This window comes from Candidatus Nitrospira bockiana (assembly GCF_965152565.1).
This window is the reverse complement of record NZ_OZ224215.1, coordinates 948,275-963,120: the sequence shown is the minus strand read 5'-3', so window position 1 is coordinate 963,120 and position 14,846 is coordinate 948,275. Positions and strand designations below refer to the sequence as shown.

Here is a 14,846-nt window from a genome sequence, read left to right as displayed (position 1 = left end):
GGAGAACGCGGTCGATCAGAGCGGACTCGATTATCCCCGGGAGGCACTATGCAGTACGTCCATCTCGGCCGCTCGGGCCTCAAGGTCAGCCGTCTGTGTCTCGGCTGTATGAACTTCGGTCCGGAAGCCTCCGAGGCGGAAAGCTTTCGGATCATGGATCGGGCCTTGGAGCACGGCATCAACTTCTTCGATACCGCGAACGTGTACGGGTGGAAGGTCGGTGAAGGAGTCACCGAGCAGATCATGGGCCGGTGGTTCATGCAGGCGGGCGGCCGGCGCGAGAAGGTCGTGCTGGCCACGAAAGTCTACGGCCGCATGGGCGACTGGCCGAACCAGTCGCGACTATCGGCCGTCCATATCCGACGGGCCTGTGAGGACAGCTTACGGCGCTTGAAGACCGACTTCATCGATCTGTATCAGATGCACCACATCGACCGCGAAACCCCGTGGGAGGAGATCTGGCAGGCCATGGAGCAGCTCCATCGGGAGGGCAAAATCGTCTATGCCGGCAGCAGTAACTTCGCGGGCTGGCACATCGCCCAGGCACAGGAGGCGGCCAAGGCCCGCCATTTCATGGGACTGGTCTCGGAGCAGTGCCTGTACAACCTCACCGCCCGCACCGTCGAACTGGAAGTGCTCCCCGCCTGTGAGGCGTATGGGATCGGCGTGATCCCGTACAGCCCGCTGGCCGGTGGACTGCTCGGCGGTATGCTGGGACAAGCGACGGGGAGGCGACGCGCCTCCGAGGAGGTGCAGAAAGAGCTCGTCGAGCGCCGCGTCCAGATCGAGGGCTACGAGAAGCTCTGCAGCGAGTGGGGCGAACGACCGGCTGACGTCGCCCTGGCCTGGGTGTTGCAGCACCAGGCGGTCACGGCGCCTATCATCGGCCCGCGGACGGTGGAGCAGCTCGACGGGTCGCTTCGCGCGCTTGAGATCACGTTCAGCCGGGAGACGCGGCGGCGCCTCGACGAGCTGTTCCCGGGCCCGGGCGGCTCCGCCCCCGAAGCCTTTGCCTGGTGAGGCGGCGCGACCCGCTACCGCCGGGCCGCCGGCCGTCTCGCCTCCATGCCGGCGTGCCAGGTCGCCGCCCCGAGGGCCGATCCCATCACGTCGACGAGCCAATCCCACGGATCCGGCTGGCGCGACGGCACGAAGGCCTGGTGGATTTCATCGGTCAGACCGTAGGCGGTCGAGAACAGCACGGCCCAGACGAACGCCGCGGCCGGCGCGCTTCCCGCCCCGAAGCGGAACGCCCGATAGGACAGGGCCCCCAGCACGCTATACTCGAGCGTATGAAGGACCTTGTCGTTCGCGCCCTCCAGCACGCCGGGAACCACGCTGAGGGACGAGAGGACGAAGATCAGGGCCGCGTACAGGCCGACCGGCACCCAGTACCGAACGATTCGGCCTCGTCGCTCCGTTCCGACTCGTCTCGCCGCCATGACGCATCCCTCGTGCCGGCGCCTGCCATTGGCATCCGGCTCGACGTTGAGCGACAATACCGCCTGGCAGGGGCATTCTATCAGGGCACGCCGGGGGCGCAAGCGTGATCTGCCGGCCCGGGCGATCGACTGCAGGCCAATGAAAACCGCGCACGTCTGCTTCCTCTGGCATATGCATCAGCCGTACTACGTGGACCGGATCACGCGCACGGCCAGTATGCCGTGGGTCCGCCTGCATGCGATCAAAGCGTACTTCGATATGGCGTACGTCCTCGATCGGGTCCCCGGGGCGCACGTGACCGTCAATTTCACCCCCTCGCTCTTGCTCCAACTCGACGACCTCGCGTCCGGGTCCGTCGTCGATCTGTTCTTGGAATACACGAAACGGCCGGCCGCCGATCTCTCGCTCAGCGAGCAGGCCTTCCTGCTGCGGCACTTCTTCGCCGCCAACTGGGCGACCATGGTGCGCCCATACCCGCGGTACCACGAGCTGCTCGTCAAACGCGGGCTGGACGTCCTTGGTCAGGATCTGGAACGTAAGGCCCGCGACTTCACCACCCAGGAATGGCTGGACCTTCAGGTGTGGCACACGCTCGCCTGGTTCGGCTATGGGGCCGTCGCGCGCCATCCGCAGCTCGGGGCGTTTCGCATCAAAGACCGGGGCTTCACCGAAGGCCATAAACGGGATCTCCTCGACATCCAACAGGCGGTGATCCGGGAGGTCATCCCGGCCTACCGGCGCCTGGCGGAGAGCGGCCGGATCGAGCTGACGACCACGCCCTTCTATCATCCGATTCTTCCGCTCGTGATCGATACCGATCTCGCCCGCCGCGCACGCCCCGACCTGCCGATGCCGTCGCGCTTTCAGGCCCCCGCCGACGCGGAAGCGCAGCTCCAGCGAGCCGTCGCCCTCCACACGAAGCTGTTCGGCCGGCCGCCGGTCGGGCTCTGGCCCTCGGAAGGCTCGGTGTGTCCGGAGATGATCCCGCTCGTCCGTCGAGCCGGCTTACGCTGGATGGCCACGGACGAAGGCGTCCTCGCGCGCTCGCTCGGCCACTGGCATCGTCCTCAGGATCTGTACCATCCCTACCGGGCCGAGCACGGCGGGGAAGACGTCGCCGTCTTCTTCCGGGATCGGGAGCTCTCCGATGGCTTCGGCTTCGTCTATGCCAAGTGGACGCCGGACGCGGCGGTGGACGATGTGCTCCACCGGCTCACGGCGATCGTGGAGCACGCAGCCGGGGACCAGGTGGTGATCCCGATCATCCTCGACGGGGAGAATCCCTGGGAGCACTATCACGACGGCGGCGAACGTCTCTTGAGCGGTCTGTACGCGCGACTGGCTCGAGGCTCGCTCAACACGGCCGGCCGGCAGGTGGGAACGGCGACGCTCGGCAGCGTCGCCGCCCGGCATCCGCCGCGAAAGCGGCTCAACCATCTGCACTCCGGTTCGTGGATCAATGCCGATTTCAAGATCTGGATCGGCCACCCGGAGGACAACCGCGGCTGGGAGATGCTGCGCGAGACCCGCGTCCGGCTCATCGAGATGGAACGCGACCTTGCGCCCGAGCAGGCTCACCGCGCGTGGGATGAGCTGTACGCGGCGGAAGGCAGCGATTGGTTCTGGTGGTACGGCGACGACTTCCAGACCGAGTACAAGGTGGAGTTCGACCGGCTGTTCCGCACCCATCTGCGCAACGTCTTCCTGCAGGCCGGCAAACCGGTCCCCGACTACCTGCATCAACCCGTCCTCGACCTTCAGGGCATTCTGGACGTCCAGCCCGTCCGCCAACCCGTGCGCCTCCTGTCCCCGACGATCGACGGTCTCGTCACCAGCTTTTTCGAGTGGCGGGGGTGCGGCATCATCGATCCCTCCCCTCCCCTTGGAGCGATGTGGAAGGCCAGCGATCTCTTCACGGGCATCCGGTTCGGCTCGAGCGTGGAGTCCTTGTTCCTTCGTCTGGATCTGCTGGATCGCGCGATTCGACCGGGCTTGACCGCCGAGTTCCTGTTGACGACGCCTCGCGATCGCTACAAAGTGACGGTGAGCCTGGCGCCGCCCGGGCCGGATCATTTCACGCTCTCGCGCCGGACGGAGCAGGGGTGGGCCGAGATCAAGACGTCTCGAGATATCGCGCGACGAAAAATCGTCGAGCTGGCCGTTCCGTACAAAGACCTGCAGCTCCAGTCCGGAGAAGCGCTGCAGCTGAGTCTCGTCATGCTGCAGGACGGCCTCGAGCTGGAACGGTATCCCCGGCATCACGCCGTGGCGGTCACCGTTCCGGACGAGACCTTCGACGCGCGGATGTGGAGAGTCTGATGGGAAGTGATGAGCGACGAGTGATGAGCGATGAATCGGGGAAAGCATTTAAGGCACCTCTGCCCATTCATCGATCATCATTCTGCATTCATCACTCGTTTTAAGGCACCTCTGACCGTTCATCATTCATCATTCTGCATTCATCACTGGTGAAGATATGCCTGAGCTTCGACGGGATCCCGTTGTCGGCCGGTGGGTGATCATTTCGACGGAACGTGCGGGGCGGCCGCGCGACTTCCTCGAGAATTGCCACGCCGTGCAGCCGCAGACCCCGCTGTGCCCGTTCTGTCCGGGCCAGGAATCCCTGACACCGCCCGAGGTCCTGGCCTATCGGCCGGGCAACGGGCAGCCCAACGGACCGGGCTGGACGGTGCGGGTGGTGCCGAACAAGTTCCCGGCGTTGCAGGTCGAGGGGGAGATGGGCCGGGAAGGGGTCGGCCTCTACGATCGGATGAACGGGATCGGCGCCCATGAGGTGATCATCGAAACACCGGACCACAAGTCGGCCCTGGCCGATCTTCCGCCCAAGCACCTCGAAGACGTCTTCTGGGCGTATCGGGATCGCATGGTCGACCTGAAGCGGGACATCCGCTTGCGCTACATCCTGGTTTTCAAGAACCACGGCGCGGCGGCCGGCGCCACGCTGGAGCACACCCATTCCCAGCTCATCGCGCTCCCCATCATCCCGACCAGCGTCACCGCCGAGATCGAGGGGTGCCGGGCCCACTACCAACAGAAGGAGCGCTGCATCTATTGCGACATCATCCGGCAGGAGACGCAGGACCGGGTCCGCATCGTCACCGACAACCCGGAATTCATCGTCGTCACGCCCTTCGCGCCGCGTTTCCCTTTTGAAATGTGGGTCCTCCCGAAGCGGCACGCGGCCTACTTCGAAGAGAGCCAAAAGACCCAGTTCGAGCTGCTCGCCCGCATCGTGTCCGACGCGCTCCGGCGCATGGACCGCGCACTGGCGAGACCCGCCTACAACTTCATGCTCCACAGCTCGCCCTTTCACGAGAAAAGCAGCGAATACTACCACTGGCACCTCGAGATCATCCCCAAGCTGACCCAAGTGGCCGGCTTCGAGTGGGGGACGGGGTTTTACATCAACCCGGTCATGCCCGAGGAGGCCGCGCAATTCTTACGAGAGGTCGAGCTCTAGTCGGCATCGTTATCGTTCCTGGCCGCGGTTGATTGCATTCCCGACACAGCGCGCTTTATCATCGGCTCATGAAGGTGCAGCTCAGCCATCCCGAGCGCCAGATCGAGGTGAAAGGCCCCAAGCGCGTCAAGGACCTCTTGCGTGAGCTCAACCTCGTGCAGGAGGCGCATCTGGTGATCCGCGGCGACGATCTCGTGACCGAAGACGAGCTGCTGAAGGACGACGACGTCGTGGAGGTCCGACCGGTGATCTCGGGAGGGGAGTGAAGAAGGTTGAGGTTGAGGTTAAGGTTGAGGGCGGATTAGGAACGGGCGGGCTCGCCTGAACTTAGCCTCAACCTCAACCTGAACCTTTTTGAGTATGAATTGTACGAAATGTAAGACCAAGGCGGTGATCGGCCTTCCCCGGCACAATGCGGCCTTTTGCAAACCGTGCTTCACCGGTTTCGTGCACGAGCAGGTCGCCCGGGCGATCAAGTCGGAACGGATGTTCGGCCGCGACGACCGGATGTTGGTCGCGGTGTCGGGAGGCAAGGACAGTCTCGCGCTCTGGCACATCCTGCTCTCGCTCGGGTATCGCGCCGACGCCTTGTACGTGGACCTCGGGATTCCCGGCTATTCGGCGACCTCACGCGAGAAGGTCCAGCGGTTCGCGGAGACGTTCGCCAAGGGCTACGACGCGGCCCTGCTGATCCATACCGTCGCCGAGGAGGAGGGCGCCGGCATCCGCGAGCTTTCCATGCTCGTCCATCGTCCGACCTGCTCGACGTGCGGCACGATCAAACGCTATCAGTTCAATCGCGCGGCGGTGGAGCGCGACTACGACGTAATGGCCACGGGGCATAACCTCGATGATGAGGCCGCGCGGCTCCTCGGCAACGTCCTCCACTGGCAAACCGAGTACCTGGACAAACAGGGACCGACCCTGCCGGCTTCCGTGGACGGCTTCGCGAAGAAGGTGAAACCGCTCTACCGCTTGTCCGAACGCGAAATCGCCGCGTACGCGGTCTTGAACCGCATCGACTACATCGTCGAAGAATGCCCGATGGCGAAGGGCTCGAAGATGCTGCTGTACAAGGACGTGCTCAATCGTCTCGAGACCGAATCGCCGGGCACCAAGCAACGCTTTTACTGGGGCTTCCTGGACCGGCAAACCGCGCTCGACGCCGGTGCGGACGCCATGATCGACAAGGACCGCGCGGCCCTCCATCCGTGCGCGACGTGCGGCCAGCCGACCACCGCCGATGTCTGCTCCTACTGCAAATTGATCGCGCGCGCCAAAACCGAACCCCGCCGCTGACCACTCGCGCTCGGCCCAGTTGCAATGACGAGGACGAGCCCGTAAGCTTTACGTAGACTTTTTTGATTCAGGGAGTTCGATGCCGACGACCGAACGCGACTACTACGCAGTGCTCGGACTTTCACGGACCGCCACGCAGGAGGACATCAAGAAGGCCTACCGGCGGTTGGCTCGGCAGTACCATCCGGACCTGCACGGCGGGCCGAAGAAAGCCGAGATGGAGAAAAAGTTCAAGGAACTGAACGAAGCCCACGAGGTCCTGGGCGATCCGGAGAAGCGGAAGAAGTATGACCGCTACGGTCACCGCTGGCAGGAAGCGGAGGCCTATGAGCGGGCGCGCGAGCAGGCGGGGGCGACCGGCGCCCGAACCGGATTCGGCACGGGAGGCTTCGACTGGCGGGAAGGATTTGCCGGCGGCGAGAGCCAGGACTTCGGGGATTTCTTCGAAAATCTCTTCCGGCGAGGCGGCCGGGCGCGCGCAGGCTCGTCGCCGTTCGAAGGATTTGCGATCCAAGGAGAGGACCTCGAAACCACCGCCCGGCTGACGCTGCGGGAAGTGCTCACGGGCGTGACCCGACGGGTCCAACTCTCCGAGCCGGTGCCCTGTCCTGCGTGCGGGGGCAGCGGGCAACTGCGCGGCCGGCCGTGTCCGACCTGCAGGGGGACCGGGTCGCGGACGGAGACCCGCACGATCGACGTCAAGATCCCGGCCGGCGTCCAGGACGGCACGCGGGTGCGCGTCCCCGGCAAGGGCGCGCCCGGCCAGAACGGCGGGAAGCCGGGCGATCTGTACCTGCAGGTGCAGATCGAGCCGCATCCGGTCTTCCAGCGGCAGGGCTCGGACATCCACGTCGCCGTCCCCGTCTGGCCATGGGAGGCGGCGCTCGGCGCCGAGGTCCTCGCCCCGACCTTGACCGACCCCGTGCGGGTGAAAGTGCCGCCCGGCAGCCGTGCGGGGGCGAAGCTTCGGCTGCGCGGCAAAGGGTTACCGACGGCGTCCGGGGGCCACGGCGATCTGTTCGTCACGTTGCAGGTCGTCATGCCCGCCTCGTTCACCGACGAAGAACGGAAGCTGTACGAGCAGCTCGCCCGGATTCCGCACCCCGACCCTCGGGCGGAGCTGTTGCGTCAGGCCGGCCGGGCGTGAGCCGAGGAGCGGAGCGGTGACGGTGGTCGAGTATGCGGTGTTCTCGTTTGGATCGTTGTTCATCATCGTCGATCCCATTGCCGCCGTCCCGGCGTTTCTCGCCATGACCGCACGGGAGTCGGTCGTGGACCGACTGCGCACGGCGCGGGTGGCCTGTATCGTGGCCGTAGGCATCCTGGGCGGGTTCGCCCTCATGGGACCGGCCCTCTTCCGCCTCTTGGGGATCACGATGCCGGCCTTCCAGATTGCCGCGGCCCTCGTGCTGCTGCTGGTCGCGCTCGACATGCTCCGGGCGCAACGCTCGGCGGTCCAGGAAACGGCGGAGGAAACGGCCGAGGGCGTGACGAAAGACGATGTGGCGATCACCCCGCTGGCCATGCCGATGCTCGCAGGCCCGGGGGCGCTCTCGACGATCATCCTGCTCGACGCACAGGCGCAAAATCTGGCCCAGCGAGCGGTTCTGTTCGTCTCCTTGGCCGCGGTCGGGCTTGCCAGCTACGGGACGTTCGCGATTGCGGGCCGAGGCGCGCATTGGCTCGGCCCGATCGCCATCAAGATCATCACGCGTCTCATGGGGCTGTTGCTCGCGGCGGTGGCCATCCAGTTCATTCTCAACGCCGTCAAGGGGGAGGCGGGCCTGCTCGCCCGCTGACCGTTCATCCATGTTCTGATTCAGAAGAGGGAGGGCAGAATGCAGACACGAATGCTGACGATGACGGGCCTGGTCCTCGGGGCGTTTCTCGCCGCCTCGTTCGGGGTGGGGCCGGTGTGGGCCGACCCGGACCGGGAATACGGCCACGGGAAGGGCTCTGAGAAGGACGGGTACGAGCGCCACGGCAGAGGCCATGGGATGGGGATGATGATGCACGGGAGCACGTCCCATCTGCTTCGCCACCTGCTCAAGCACGAGAAGGACATCGGCCTGCGCGAGGATCAAGTCGCCAAGCTCAAGGAGCTGCAGCTCAACCTCGACAAGACCCGGATCAAGACGGAAGCGGACATCATGGTGCTGCAGCGCGAGGTGAAGGCCTTGGTCGAGGACGAAAAGTCGGACCTGGCCGCGATCGAGTCGAAGCTCAAACAGAGCGAGGAGTTGGAGGTGTCCTTGCGGATGGCGGCGATCAAGACGCGGCGCGAGGCGATGGGGGTGCTGACGCCCGAACAGCGGGAGAAGGAAAAAGCCGTCCATGAAAAGATGATGCAGGAGCACAAGATGATGGACGGCCACGGCGGAAAAGGCGAGCACAAGAAGGACGAGTCCAAGGAGAAAACCCACTGAGGAGGTGAGTCATGCGGCGATGGGGACTGGCAGTGGCGTTGATCGCGGGCGCGCTGGTGTTGCTGAACAGCCCGGCCTGGAGTGACGACAAGGGGAAGAAGGAGAAGGAAGAAGAAGGCAAGGTGGCCGACCTGATCAAGGACGCGAAGATCACGATCGATCAGGCGATCAAGACCGCCACCGAAAAGGTCCAGGGGACCGTCGTGGAGGCCGAGCTCGAGAAAAAGCACGGGAAGACGGTCTGGGAAGTCGAGGTCGTGGATGCGGCCAATATGGTCACCGAGGTGCATATCGATGCGGCGACCGGCGACGTGATCGATACCGAGAAGAAAGAGGAGAAGAAGAAGGAAGGCAAGAAAAAGAAGTAAGCAGTCCAGAGGCGGAGGAGGGCAGGCGGATCCGCCCTCCTCGGCCTCTCCTCCCCAGTCCTCCCCCTGCTCACGCCGGCCTCGGGCAGTTGATTTCGAGAAACCCTGCATTATTACCTCCCTCGATGACCTCTCTTGTCATGTCAGCGAGAAAGGAGGCGTTGCTATGGCTGTTCACAGGAAGACCCTGTCGTCCGCTGCAGTGGCGCTCACGTTCTTCTTGCTTCAGTGGTCCGCGGCAGCGGGGGCGGAGGTGGATGACACTCACGGGAGCGTGGCCCGGACCATTCCTTCGGCACACGGCATCTCGGTCGAGAAGAGCGTCGAGCACAAGGAATACCGCGTCTTGTGGCCCGGTCATCGCATTCTCGGCGGAACCGTCGAGTCGATCACCGGGGACACGATTCGGGTGAATACCGGCGAGTTGTTGCCTCGCTTCCTGTCCCTGCGGGAGGCGACGGAAAAAGGGCTGTCCGATCTCAAGAAAGGGGACCGCCTCGAGCTCGCCGTGAACGACCAGAACCTGGTCGTGGATTATCATCTGGCCGGTCAGGAAACCTGGCATCGCATCATTCGCGGTCACCTGGCGCAACCTCTCCCGGTCGGCCAGGAATGGGCGGTGATCAAGACGGAAGGCGGCAAGGAAGAAGCGTTTGCCGTCCGCCCGCTGGCCCGCAGCAAGGTCGCCGCCATCCCGATGTATGCCCCGGCCGTCTTCCTGCTCGATGAAGCGGGCAAGGTGATCGACGCGACCTTCGGGACCGAGCAGGCGCTCCAGCAGAGGACCGCCGAGTGGAAACGGTCCCCGATCAAAGCGCCGTACCAGCGGGTGGAAGGCACGATCATGAAATCCCCGAGCTGGATCATCGTGAAGACCGAGGACGGCAAGGAGCAGCTGTATCAGGTGAGACCCCACGTGCAGGACCGGCTGGCAAAGACGGCGGCCGGCCAGCCGGTCATCTTGATGGTCGATGATGAAAACAAGGTCGCTGACATCGCGATCCCACCCGCGTCGAAGGGCTAGGCTCCAGCCGGGCGCATCCGTCGGGATGCGCCGGTTCTCTTCCCGCGCTTCGCCTCGATTGACCGATCCTGTTCAGGTATGCGACAGTTCCTCCCACGGCTCGCGCGGCCGGGTTCCGGCCGCACGTTTTGACGGGAGGTCCGCTGCATGGATCGATTGAAGCACAAGAGTCACGACCTGACCGAAGGCCCCGGCCGCGCTCCGGCGCGCGCGATGCTGAAGGCGGTCGGCTTGACCGATGAGGAGATCGGGCGGCCGCTCGTCGGGGTTGCGAATACCTGGATCGAGGTGATGCCGTGCAACATTCACCTGCGACGGCTGGCGGACAAGGTGAAGGCGGGTATCCGTGCGGCCGGGGGCACGCCGATCGAGTACAACACAATCGCCGTGTCCGACGGGATCAGCATGGGCACGGAAGGCATGAAGGCGTCGCTCATCAGCCGGGAGGTCATCGCCGATTCCATCGAGCTGGTCACCCGTGGCCACCTGTTCGACGCCGTCGTCGCGCTCTCAGGCTGCGACAAGACCATCCCGGGAACCGTGATGGCCTTGGCCCGGCTCAACCTCCCGTCCCTGATGCTCTACGGGGGCTCGATCATGCCGGGGCAGTTCCAAGGCCGCAGCGTCACGATCCAGGACGTGTTCGAAGCCGTCGGGACCCATGCCGCGGGCAAGATGAGTGATGCCGAGCTGAAGGACCTCGAGGATCATGCGTGCCCCGGGGCGGGCGCGTGCGGCGGCCAATTCACGGCCAATACGATGGCCATCGCCTTCGAGTTTCTCGGAATCTCCCCGATGGGCTTCAACGGGGTCCCGGCCATGGACCCGCGCAAGGACGAGGTCGCCTTTCGCTGCGGGCAGATGGTGATGGACTTGTTGCGAAAGGACCTCCGCCCGAAACAGATCATGACGCGCAAGGCGATCGAGAACGCGATCGCCGCGGTGGCCACGACCGGGGGATCGACCAATGCCGTCCTGCACCTGCTTGCCGTGGCCCGAGAAGCCGGGGTCGCGCTGAGCCTCGACGACTTCGATGCCATCAACCGCCGCGTCCCGCTGCTGGCCGACCTCAAACCCGGCGGACGGTTCACGGCCGCCGATCTCTACACGGCCGGCGGCACGACGTTGGTAGCCAAACGGCTCGTGGACGCGGGGCTCCTGCACGGCGATCAGCTCACGGTGACCGGCCGTACAATCGGCGACGAGGCGAAGCAGGCGACCGAAACGGCGGGACAGCAGGTCCTGCGGCCGCTGGCGACTCCCCTCAAGCCGACGGGCGGGCTGGTCATTCTCAAGGGCAATCTCGCGCCGGAAGGCTGTGTCGTGAAGGTCGCCGGCCACGCCATGATGACCTTCCGAGGCCCGGCAAAAGTCTTCGATCGGGAGGAAGACGCCTTCGCCGCCGTCCAACGGCGGGAGATCAAGGCGGGTGATGTGGTGGTCATCCGCTACGAAGGGCCGTCCGGAGGACCAGGGATGCGGGAAATGCTCGGCGTCACCGCGGCGATCGTCGGAGAAGGGCTCGGCGAATCGGTGGCGCTGCTGACCGACGGCCGCTTCTCCGGCGCCACCCGGGGTCTGATGGCCGGCCACGTGGCTCCGGAAGCGGCGAAGGGCGGCCCGATCGCCGCCGTGCGAAACGGCGACGTGATCGTCTTCGACATCGCCCAGCGCCGTTTGGATGTCGAGCTCACGACCGACGAGCTCAAGCAACGACTCAGCCAATGGGTACCGCCCGCCCCTCGGTATACCACCGGCGTCATGGCGAAGTACGCTCGGCACGTGTCCTCGGCATCAGAAGGAGCGGTCACGAGTTAGCCATTTTCCCCGCCGCCGAGCAGGTCATCGCGGAGTCGCGGCTGCCGTGGCCTGCCGGGGTCCGTTGCTCGCCGTGCTTTCGACTAGGCCTCTGCCAGTGCTTGCCATTCCGTGACGCGCGTCGTGACGCGGCCGCCACGACGCGTCCTGCACCGTGATCCCACGCTCCTCCGTTTCACCGGGCCGGCATCCCTTGGTCCATGCTGTACAGAATTGAACGGGAGCCGCCCTGCGCCGCCCTCGGAATCATCAATATTTCAGGGCCCCTCCATGAGGCACGGCTGTTGCTCACTCCCGATAGGTGATCGTTCGCGATACCGGGTCTCGGCAACACGAGGATGTCATGAAGCCTGGCGGGCACTCCGAATACGCACCGTCGATTCCGGGCCGCCCGGTGATCCTCCTGGTCGAGGACAACACCTCGATCCGGTTGATCTTCAACAGCGGGCTCGAGCAGCACGGCTTTACCGTCCTGGGCGCGAAGAACGCCCAGGAGGCGCTCAAGGCCTGTAAGGAGTACCCGGAAACGATTCATCTCCTGGTCACCGACTTGGGCTTGCCCGAGGAATTACGGTTGGCAACGAGTGGGGCCGGGCGCCCCGGGTTGAAAGGGCTCGAGTTGATGCGCCGCGTGCTCACGCTGCGTCCGTCCATTAAGGTCATCTTGATGTCCGGCCAGTCCGAGCAGTGTCTTCAGCAATCCGGCGTCCTACAGACCGGCTGGCCGCTCCTGCGGAAGCCCTTCGGCCTCGATGCTTTGCTTCGGCACGTCCGCCTGTTCTTCCCGGAGACGGGAACCTGAACCTGTACATCTGACGCTCCCGAACCCGCCCCCTACATCCACAAGCGGAGCAGAAACGTCACCGTCCAGAGACTCGTCACCCCCAGCACTCGGTTGATCACCCCAACATGGACCGGAACGCCGGATGGGCTGACGAACAGGCCGAGGACAATGAGGACGCTGCACACGCTCGTCCACATGACCATTTCCTTCGGCGTCCGCTTACGTGCGACCAAGGCGATGGGGACGAGATAGAGGACCCACACGACGACCCCGAGCGGCGTGAGCCAATCGATGAGAAAGACGCCGGCGACGAGCCCGACGATCACCCAGGCCGTCGAATCGGCCTTTCGCATCGACTTGAGCATCGTCATCGCCTCATTCCTCCAGGATCATTGGACGGCCCGTTTGGGAACGTCGAAGGCGAACCGCAACTGCACGGCGAGGTATTGCTGCACGAGCGACGAGCGATCCAACGGCCGGTCTTGCTCGTGGTAGACGCTCAACTCGAAGTCCCGCCACCGAAACGCGATCCCGACGATCCAATCCAACTCGGTCGGGCGCGCCGCGTTGTCGGCGCTCCGATCGGTGAACATATTGACGTCGCCGAACACGATCGCGCGCTGCCGATAGAGATCAAGATCGAAGTGCGCGACGTAGCGGAACAGGGCTCGGCCGGTGTTGTCCGGGCGGGCGAAGTAATGCTGGTTGTGGAAGAGCCAGCCGGCCCCCGCGTAGGCGGTCAGTTCATTGGCAGGAAACAGACGCCGCCACCACAGCCAGTCTTCATCGGTTCGAATGCGATACGTCACGAGCGTATCGGCGTAGATCTGCTTGAGCCCGCTCTTGTCGAGCGGCGCATCGCGTTCGTACTGGATGCGCCAATTCCAGTGCCCCAGCACGCCCGTCAGGGCATAGGTCTGGTCCCATTCCGACAGCTCGATCCAGCCGGTCTTGCGATCTGAGAAGAAATTTTGATCGGTGTAGAAGGTCAGGTACTGCTTGTAGAGATCACGCTCCAAATGGACCATATGCCGGAGCCCGACGAGGCCCGTGTTGTCCGGCCGGGCGGCAAACGACGGGTTCGAGAGAAACACGGACGTGAGCACGTACCCGCCGACGAGTGATTCCTGGGCTTCCCGCAGGACCCCGTTCGTCCCGCCTTCCATCGACGGCAGCGGCCGGCCGTATTTCTCGAGCGCCAAGACCGCCGGTACATCGAGGGACCAGGCAAGCAGGGCCACTGAAACGACCAGACGAAACCGAGCCACTCGCCGTTTTCCCGCCTTCCGGACCTGCGCCATGGGCGCGCTATCCTACGCGACTGCGTCGTCAGGGTCTAGGAGGCACGGCGCGGCGCAGACGACCACGGTGGTCACGACCCTGTCAGGCATGGGAGAAAGATTTCGTCGCAGTGGACCTCTTCATGAAAGTCTTGCGGGACCGGGTGGTATTCCACCCCGGTGACCCGATCATCTTCCAAGCGAATCCTCGCCCGGCAGCCGTGATGCACTTTCGGCAGGGTGGTCTTCGACAGCGGGAACGACTCTTCGAGCAGTGACGCTTCCTTGTAATAGGTCAGGATCGTGAATCCCTGGTGCCGGCTTTCGGCGAGGGGCGCGCCCGCGCAGCTCAACAGCTCGTGCTGGGTCTTTCCGATCAGCGCCTCGGCGACGGGGTGTGGCGGCCGATCCTCCAACCCGGCGCACCCCGCCAGCCCATAGACCACACACAGCCCGCACAGCAGGCGTCCGAGCACGGCCAACGGCTCTTCAGATGGAGACGGCATAGGGATCAGCAGAGGGCGCGGCGAAGCATACCCTAGAACGGGAGAGAAAAAACAGGTGCGTGGGTGGTCGAATGGATCAAAAGAAAAGGCCACGGCTTTTCACCGTGGCCTTTTCTCGGCACATCCGTGCCGGACGATTGCCTCTCTATGTCGAACAACGACCCGCTTTCGTGCCGGACGCGCGCGGCTCAGTTTTCGACGCGATTCTCTTCGGGCTTCAACGCCTCACGACCATGCCGCCTGACAACCGTGGTTGGTGGCGTTACCGCCTGGCGTGTCATGAGGTCCGCCGTCGGAGTATCCGCCCTGAGTCCCCGCCCGCCTCGTCGAGGAGAGGCCCTCTAGAACGTCAGCGGGCTCGTCTAGTCAGGTGGAGTCAGGTCCATACAGACCCCCTCTTGTTGGTCCCGGGGCTCC

General features: G+C 64.6%; 16 protein-coding genes. 12 read left to right on the top strand and 4 right to left on the bottom strand.

Translation table 11 applies throughout. The features are described from left to right. Positions 1-48 precede the first annotated feature (48 nt). Positions 49-1,020 carry an aldo/keto reductase gene (locus ACWHYV_RS04890; protein WP_447979536.1) on the top strand — a complete coding sequence of 324 codons (972 nt, stop codon included), beginning with the start codon at positions 49-51 and terminating at the stop codon, positions 1,018-1,020. A 14-nt stretch (positions 1,021-1,034) separates the two neighbouring features. On the opposite strand, the gene ACWHYV_RS04885 is transcribed toward ACWHYV_RS04890, so the two are convergent. Then, positions 1,035-1,442: a VanZ family protein gene (locus ACWHYV_RS04885; protein ID WP_447979535.1), complete on the bottom strand. Its 408-nt coding sequence runs from the start codon at positions 1,440-1,442 to the stop codon at positions 1,035-1,037. 139 nt (positions 1,443-1,581) lie between these two features. On the opposite strand from ACWHYV_RS04885, the gene ACWHYV_RS04880 reads away from it, so the two are divergent. From ACWHYV_RS04880 to ACWHYV_RS04830, 11 genes are all read left to right on the top strand, one after another. Next, positions 1,582-3,762, top strand: coding sequence for a glycoside hydrolase family 57 protein (locus ACWHYV_RS04880; RefSeq protein ID WP_447979534.1), 2,181 nt, complete (start codon positions 1,582-1,584; stop codon positions 3,760-3,762). 157 nt (positions 3,763-3,919) lie between these two features. After that, positions 3,920-4,924, top strand: coding sequence for a galactose-1-phosphate uridylyltransferase (galT, locus tag ACWHYV_RS04875; protein ID WP_447979533.1), 1,005 nt, complete (start codon positions 3,920-3,922; stop codon positions 4,922-4,924). Positions 4,925-4,992: 68 nt separating this feature from the next. Continuing rightward, positions 4,993-5,190 carry a MoaD/ThiS family protein gene (locus ACWHYV_RS04870; RefSeq protein ID WP_447979532.1) on the top strand — a complete coding sequence of 66 codons (198 nt, stop codon included), beginning with the start codon at positions 4,993-4,995 and terminating at the stop codon, positions 5,188-5,190. 94 nt (positions 5,191-5,284) lie between these two features. Further along, positions 5,285-6,223, top strand: a complete 939-nt coding sequence (locus ACWHYV_RS04865) for an ATP-binding protein (RefSeq protein WP_447979531.1) — start codon at positions 5,285-5,287, stop codon at positions 6,221-6,223. A 79-nt stretch (positions 6,224-6,302) separates the two neighbouring features. Next, positions 6,303-7,370, top strand: a complete 1,068-nt coding sequence (locus ACWHYV_RS04860; RefSeq protein ID WP_447979530.1) for a DnaJ C-terminal domain-containing protein — start codon at positions 6,303-6,305, stop codon at positions 7,368-7,370. Positions 7,371-7,386: 16 nt separating this feature from the next. After that, positions 7,387-8,022, top strand: a complete 636-nt coding sequence (locus ACWHYV_RS04855) for a MarC family protein (RefSeq protein ID WP_447979529.1) — start codon at positions 7,387-7,389, stop codon at positions 8,020-8,022. A 39-nt stretch (positions 8,023-8,061) separates the two neighbouring features. Further along, positions 8,062-8,649, top strand: coding sequence for a Spy/CpxP family protein refolding chaperone (locus ACWHYV_RS04850; RefSeq protein WP_447979528.1), 588 nt, complete (start codon positions 8,062-8,064; stop codon positions 8,647-8,649). Positions 8,650-8,660: 11 nt separating this feature from the next. After that, positions 8,661-9,017: a PepSY domain-containing protein gene (locus tag ACWHYV_RS04845; RefSeq protein ID WP_447979527.1), complete on the top strand. Its 357-nt coding sequence runs from the start codon at positions 8,661-8,663 to the stop codon at positions 9,015-9,017. A 166-nt stretch (positions 9,018-9,183) separates the two neighbouring features. Further along, positions 9,184-10,041 carry a hypothetical protein gene (locus tag ACWHYV_RS04840; protein ID WP_447979526.1) on the top strand — a complete coding sequence of 286 codons (858 nt, stop codon included), beginning with the start codon at positions 9,184-9,186 and terminating at the stop codon, positions 10,039-10,041. Between the two features lie 147 nt (positions 10,042-10,188). Next, complete coding sequence (gene ilvD, locus ACWHYV_RS04835) at positions 10,189-11,859, top strand: dihydroxy-acid dehydratase (RefSeq protein ID WP_447979525.1); 1,671 nt, start codon at positions 10,189-10,191, stop codon at positions 11,857-11,859. Positions 11,860-12,202: 343 nt separating this feature from the next. Next, the gene (locus ACWHYV_RS04830; RefSeq protein WP_447979524.1) at positions 12,203-12,661 is read left to right on the top strand and encodes a response regulator; all 459 of its coding nucleotides are present in this window, start codon (positions 12,203-12,205) and stop codon (positions 12,659-12,661) included. 32 nt (positions 12,662-12,693) lie between these two features. On the opposite strand, the gene ACWHYV_RS04825 is transcribed toward ACWHYV_RS04830, so the two are convergent. The 3 genes from ACWHYV_RS04825 to ACWHYV_RS04815 all read right to left on the bottom strand — a co-directional run bounded on the left by ACWHYV_RS04825 (position 12,694) and on the right by ACWHYV_RS04815 (position 14,429). After that, the gene (locus ACWHYV_RS04825) at positions 12,694-13,014 is read right to left on the bottom strand and encodes a hypothetical protein (RefSeq protein WP_447979523.1); all 321 of its coding nucleotides are present in this window, start codon (positions 13,012-13,014) and stop codon (positions 12,694-12,696) included. Between the two features lie 18 nt (positions 13,015-13,032). Then, positions 13,033-13,944 carry a hypothetical protein gene (locus ACWHYV_RS04820; protein WP_447979522.1) on the bottom strand — a complete coding sequence of 304 codons (912 nt, stop codon included), beginning with the start codon at positions 13,942-13,944 and terminating at the stop codon, positions 13,033-13,035. Between the two features lie 71 nt (positions 13,945-14,015). Further along, positions 14,016-14,429, bottom strand: coding sequence for a hypothetical protein (locus tag ACWHYV_RS04815; protein ID WP_447979521.1), 414 nt, complete (start codon positions 14,427-14,429; stop codon positions 14,016-14,018). Between the last annotated feature and the right edge of the window lie 417 nt (positions 14,430-14,846).

Excerpts from the sequence above, each read along its gene's own strand:
- ACWHYV_RS04820 (WP_447979522.1), bottom strand. The coding sequence starts at position 13,944 with ATGGCGCAGGTCCGGAAGGCGGGAAAACGGCGAGTGGCTCGGTTTCGT.
- ACWHYV_RS04865 (WP_447979531.1), top strand. The coding sequence starts at position 5,285 with ATGAATTGTACGAAATGTAAGACCAAGGCGGTGATCGGCCTTCCCCGG.
- ACWHYV_RS04850 (WP_447979528.1), top strand. The coding sequence starts at position 8,062 with ATGCAGACACGAATGCTGACGATGACGGGCCTGGTCCTCGGGGCGTTT.
- ACWHYV_RS04830 (WP_447979524.1), top strand. The coding sequence starts at position 12,203 with ATGAAGCCTGGCGGGCACTCCGAATACGCACCGTCGATTCCGGGCCGC.
- ACWHYV_RS04825 (WP_447979523.1), bottom strand. The coding sequence starts at position 13,014 with ATGACGATGCTCAAGTCGATGCGAAAGGCCGATTCGACGGCCTGGGTG.
- ACWHYV_RS04815 (WP_447979521.1), bottom strand. The coding sequence starts at position 14,429 with ATGCCGTCTCCATCTGAAGAGCCGTTGGCCGTGCTCGGACGCCTGCTG.
- ACWHYV_RS04890 (WP_447979536.1), top strand. The coding sequence starts at position 49 with ATGCAGTACGTCCATCTCGGCCGCTCGGGCCTCAAGGTCAGCCGTCTG.
- galT (WP_447979533.1), top strand. The coding sequence starts at position 3,920 with ATGCCTGAGCTTCGACGGGATCCCGTTGTCGGCCGGTGGGTGATCATT.
- ilvD (WP_447979525.1), top strand. The coding sequence starts at position 10,189 with ATGGATCGATTGAAGCACAAGAGTCACGACCTGACCGAAGGCCCCGGC.
- ACWHYV_RS04860 (WP_447979530.1), top strand. The coding sequence starts at position 6,303 with ATGCCGACGACCGAACGCGACTACTACGCAGTGCTCGGACTTTCACGG.
- ACWHYV_RS04840 (WP_447979526.1), top strand. The coding sequence starts at position 9,184 with ATGGCTGTTCACAGGAAGACCCTGTCGTCCGCTGCAGTGGCGCTCACG.
- ACWHYV_RS04845 (WP_447979527.1), top strand. The coding sequence starts at position 8,661 with ATGCGGCGATGGGGACTGGCAGTGGCGTTGATCGCGGGCGCGCTGGTG.
- ACWHYV_RS04885 (WP_447979535.1), bottom strand. The coding sequence starts at position 1,442 with ATGGCGGCGAGACGAGTCGGAACGGAGCGACGAGGCCGAATCGTTCGG.
- ACWHYV_RS04870 (WP_447979532.1), top strand. The coding sequence starts at position 4,993 with ATGAAGGTGCAGCTCAGCCATCCCGAGCGCCAGATCGAGGTGAAAGGC.
- ACWHYV_RS04880 (WP_447979534.1), top strand. The coding sequence starts at position 1,582 with ATGAAAACCGCGCACGTCTGCTTCCTCTGGCATATGCATCAGCCGTAC.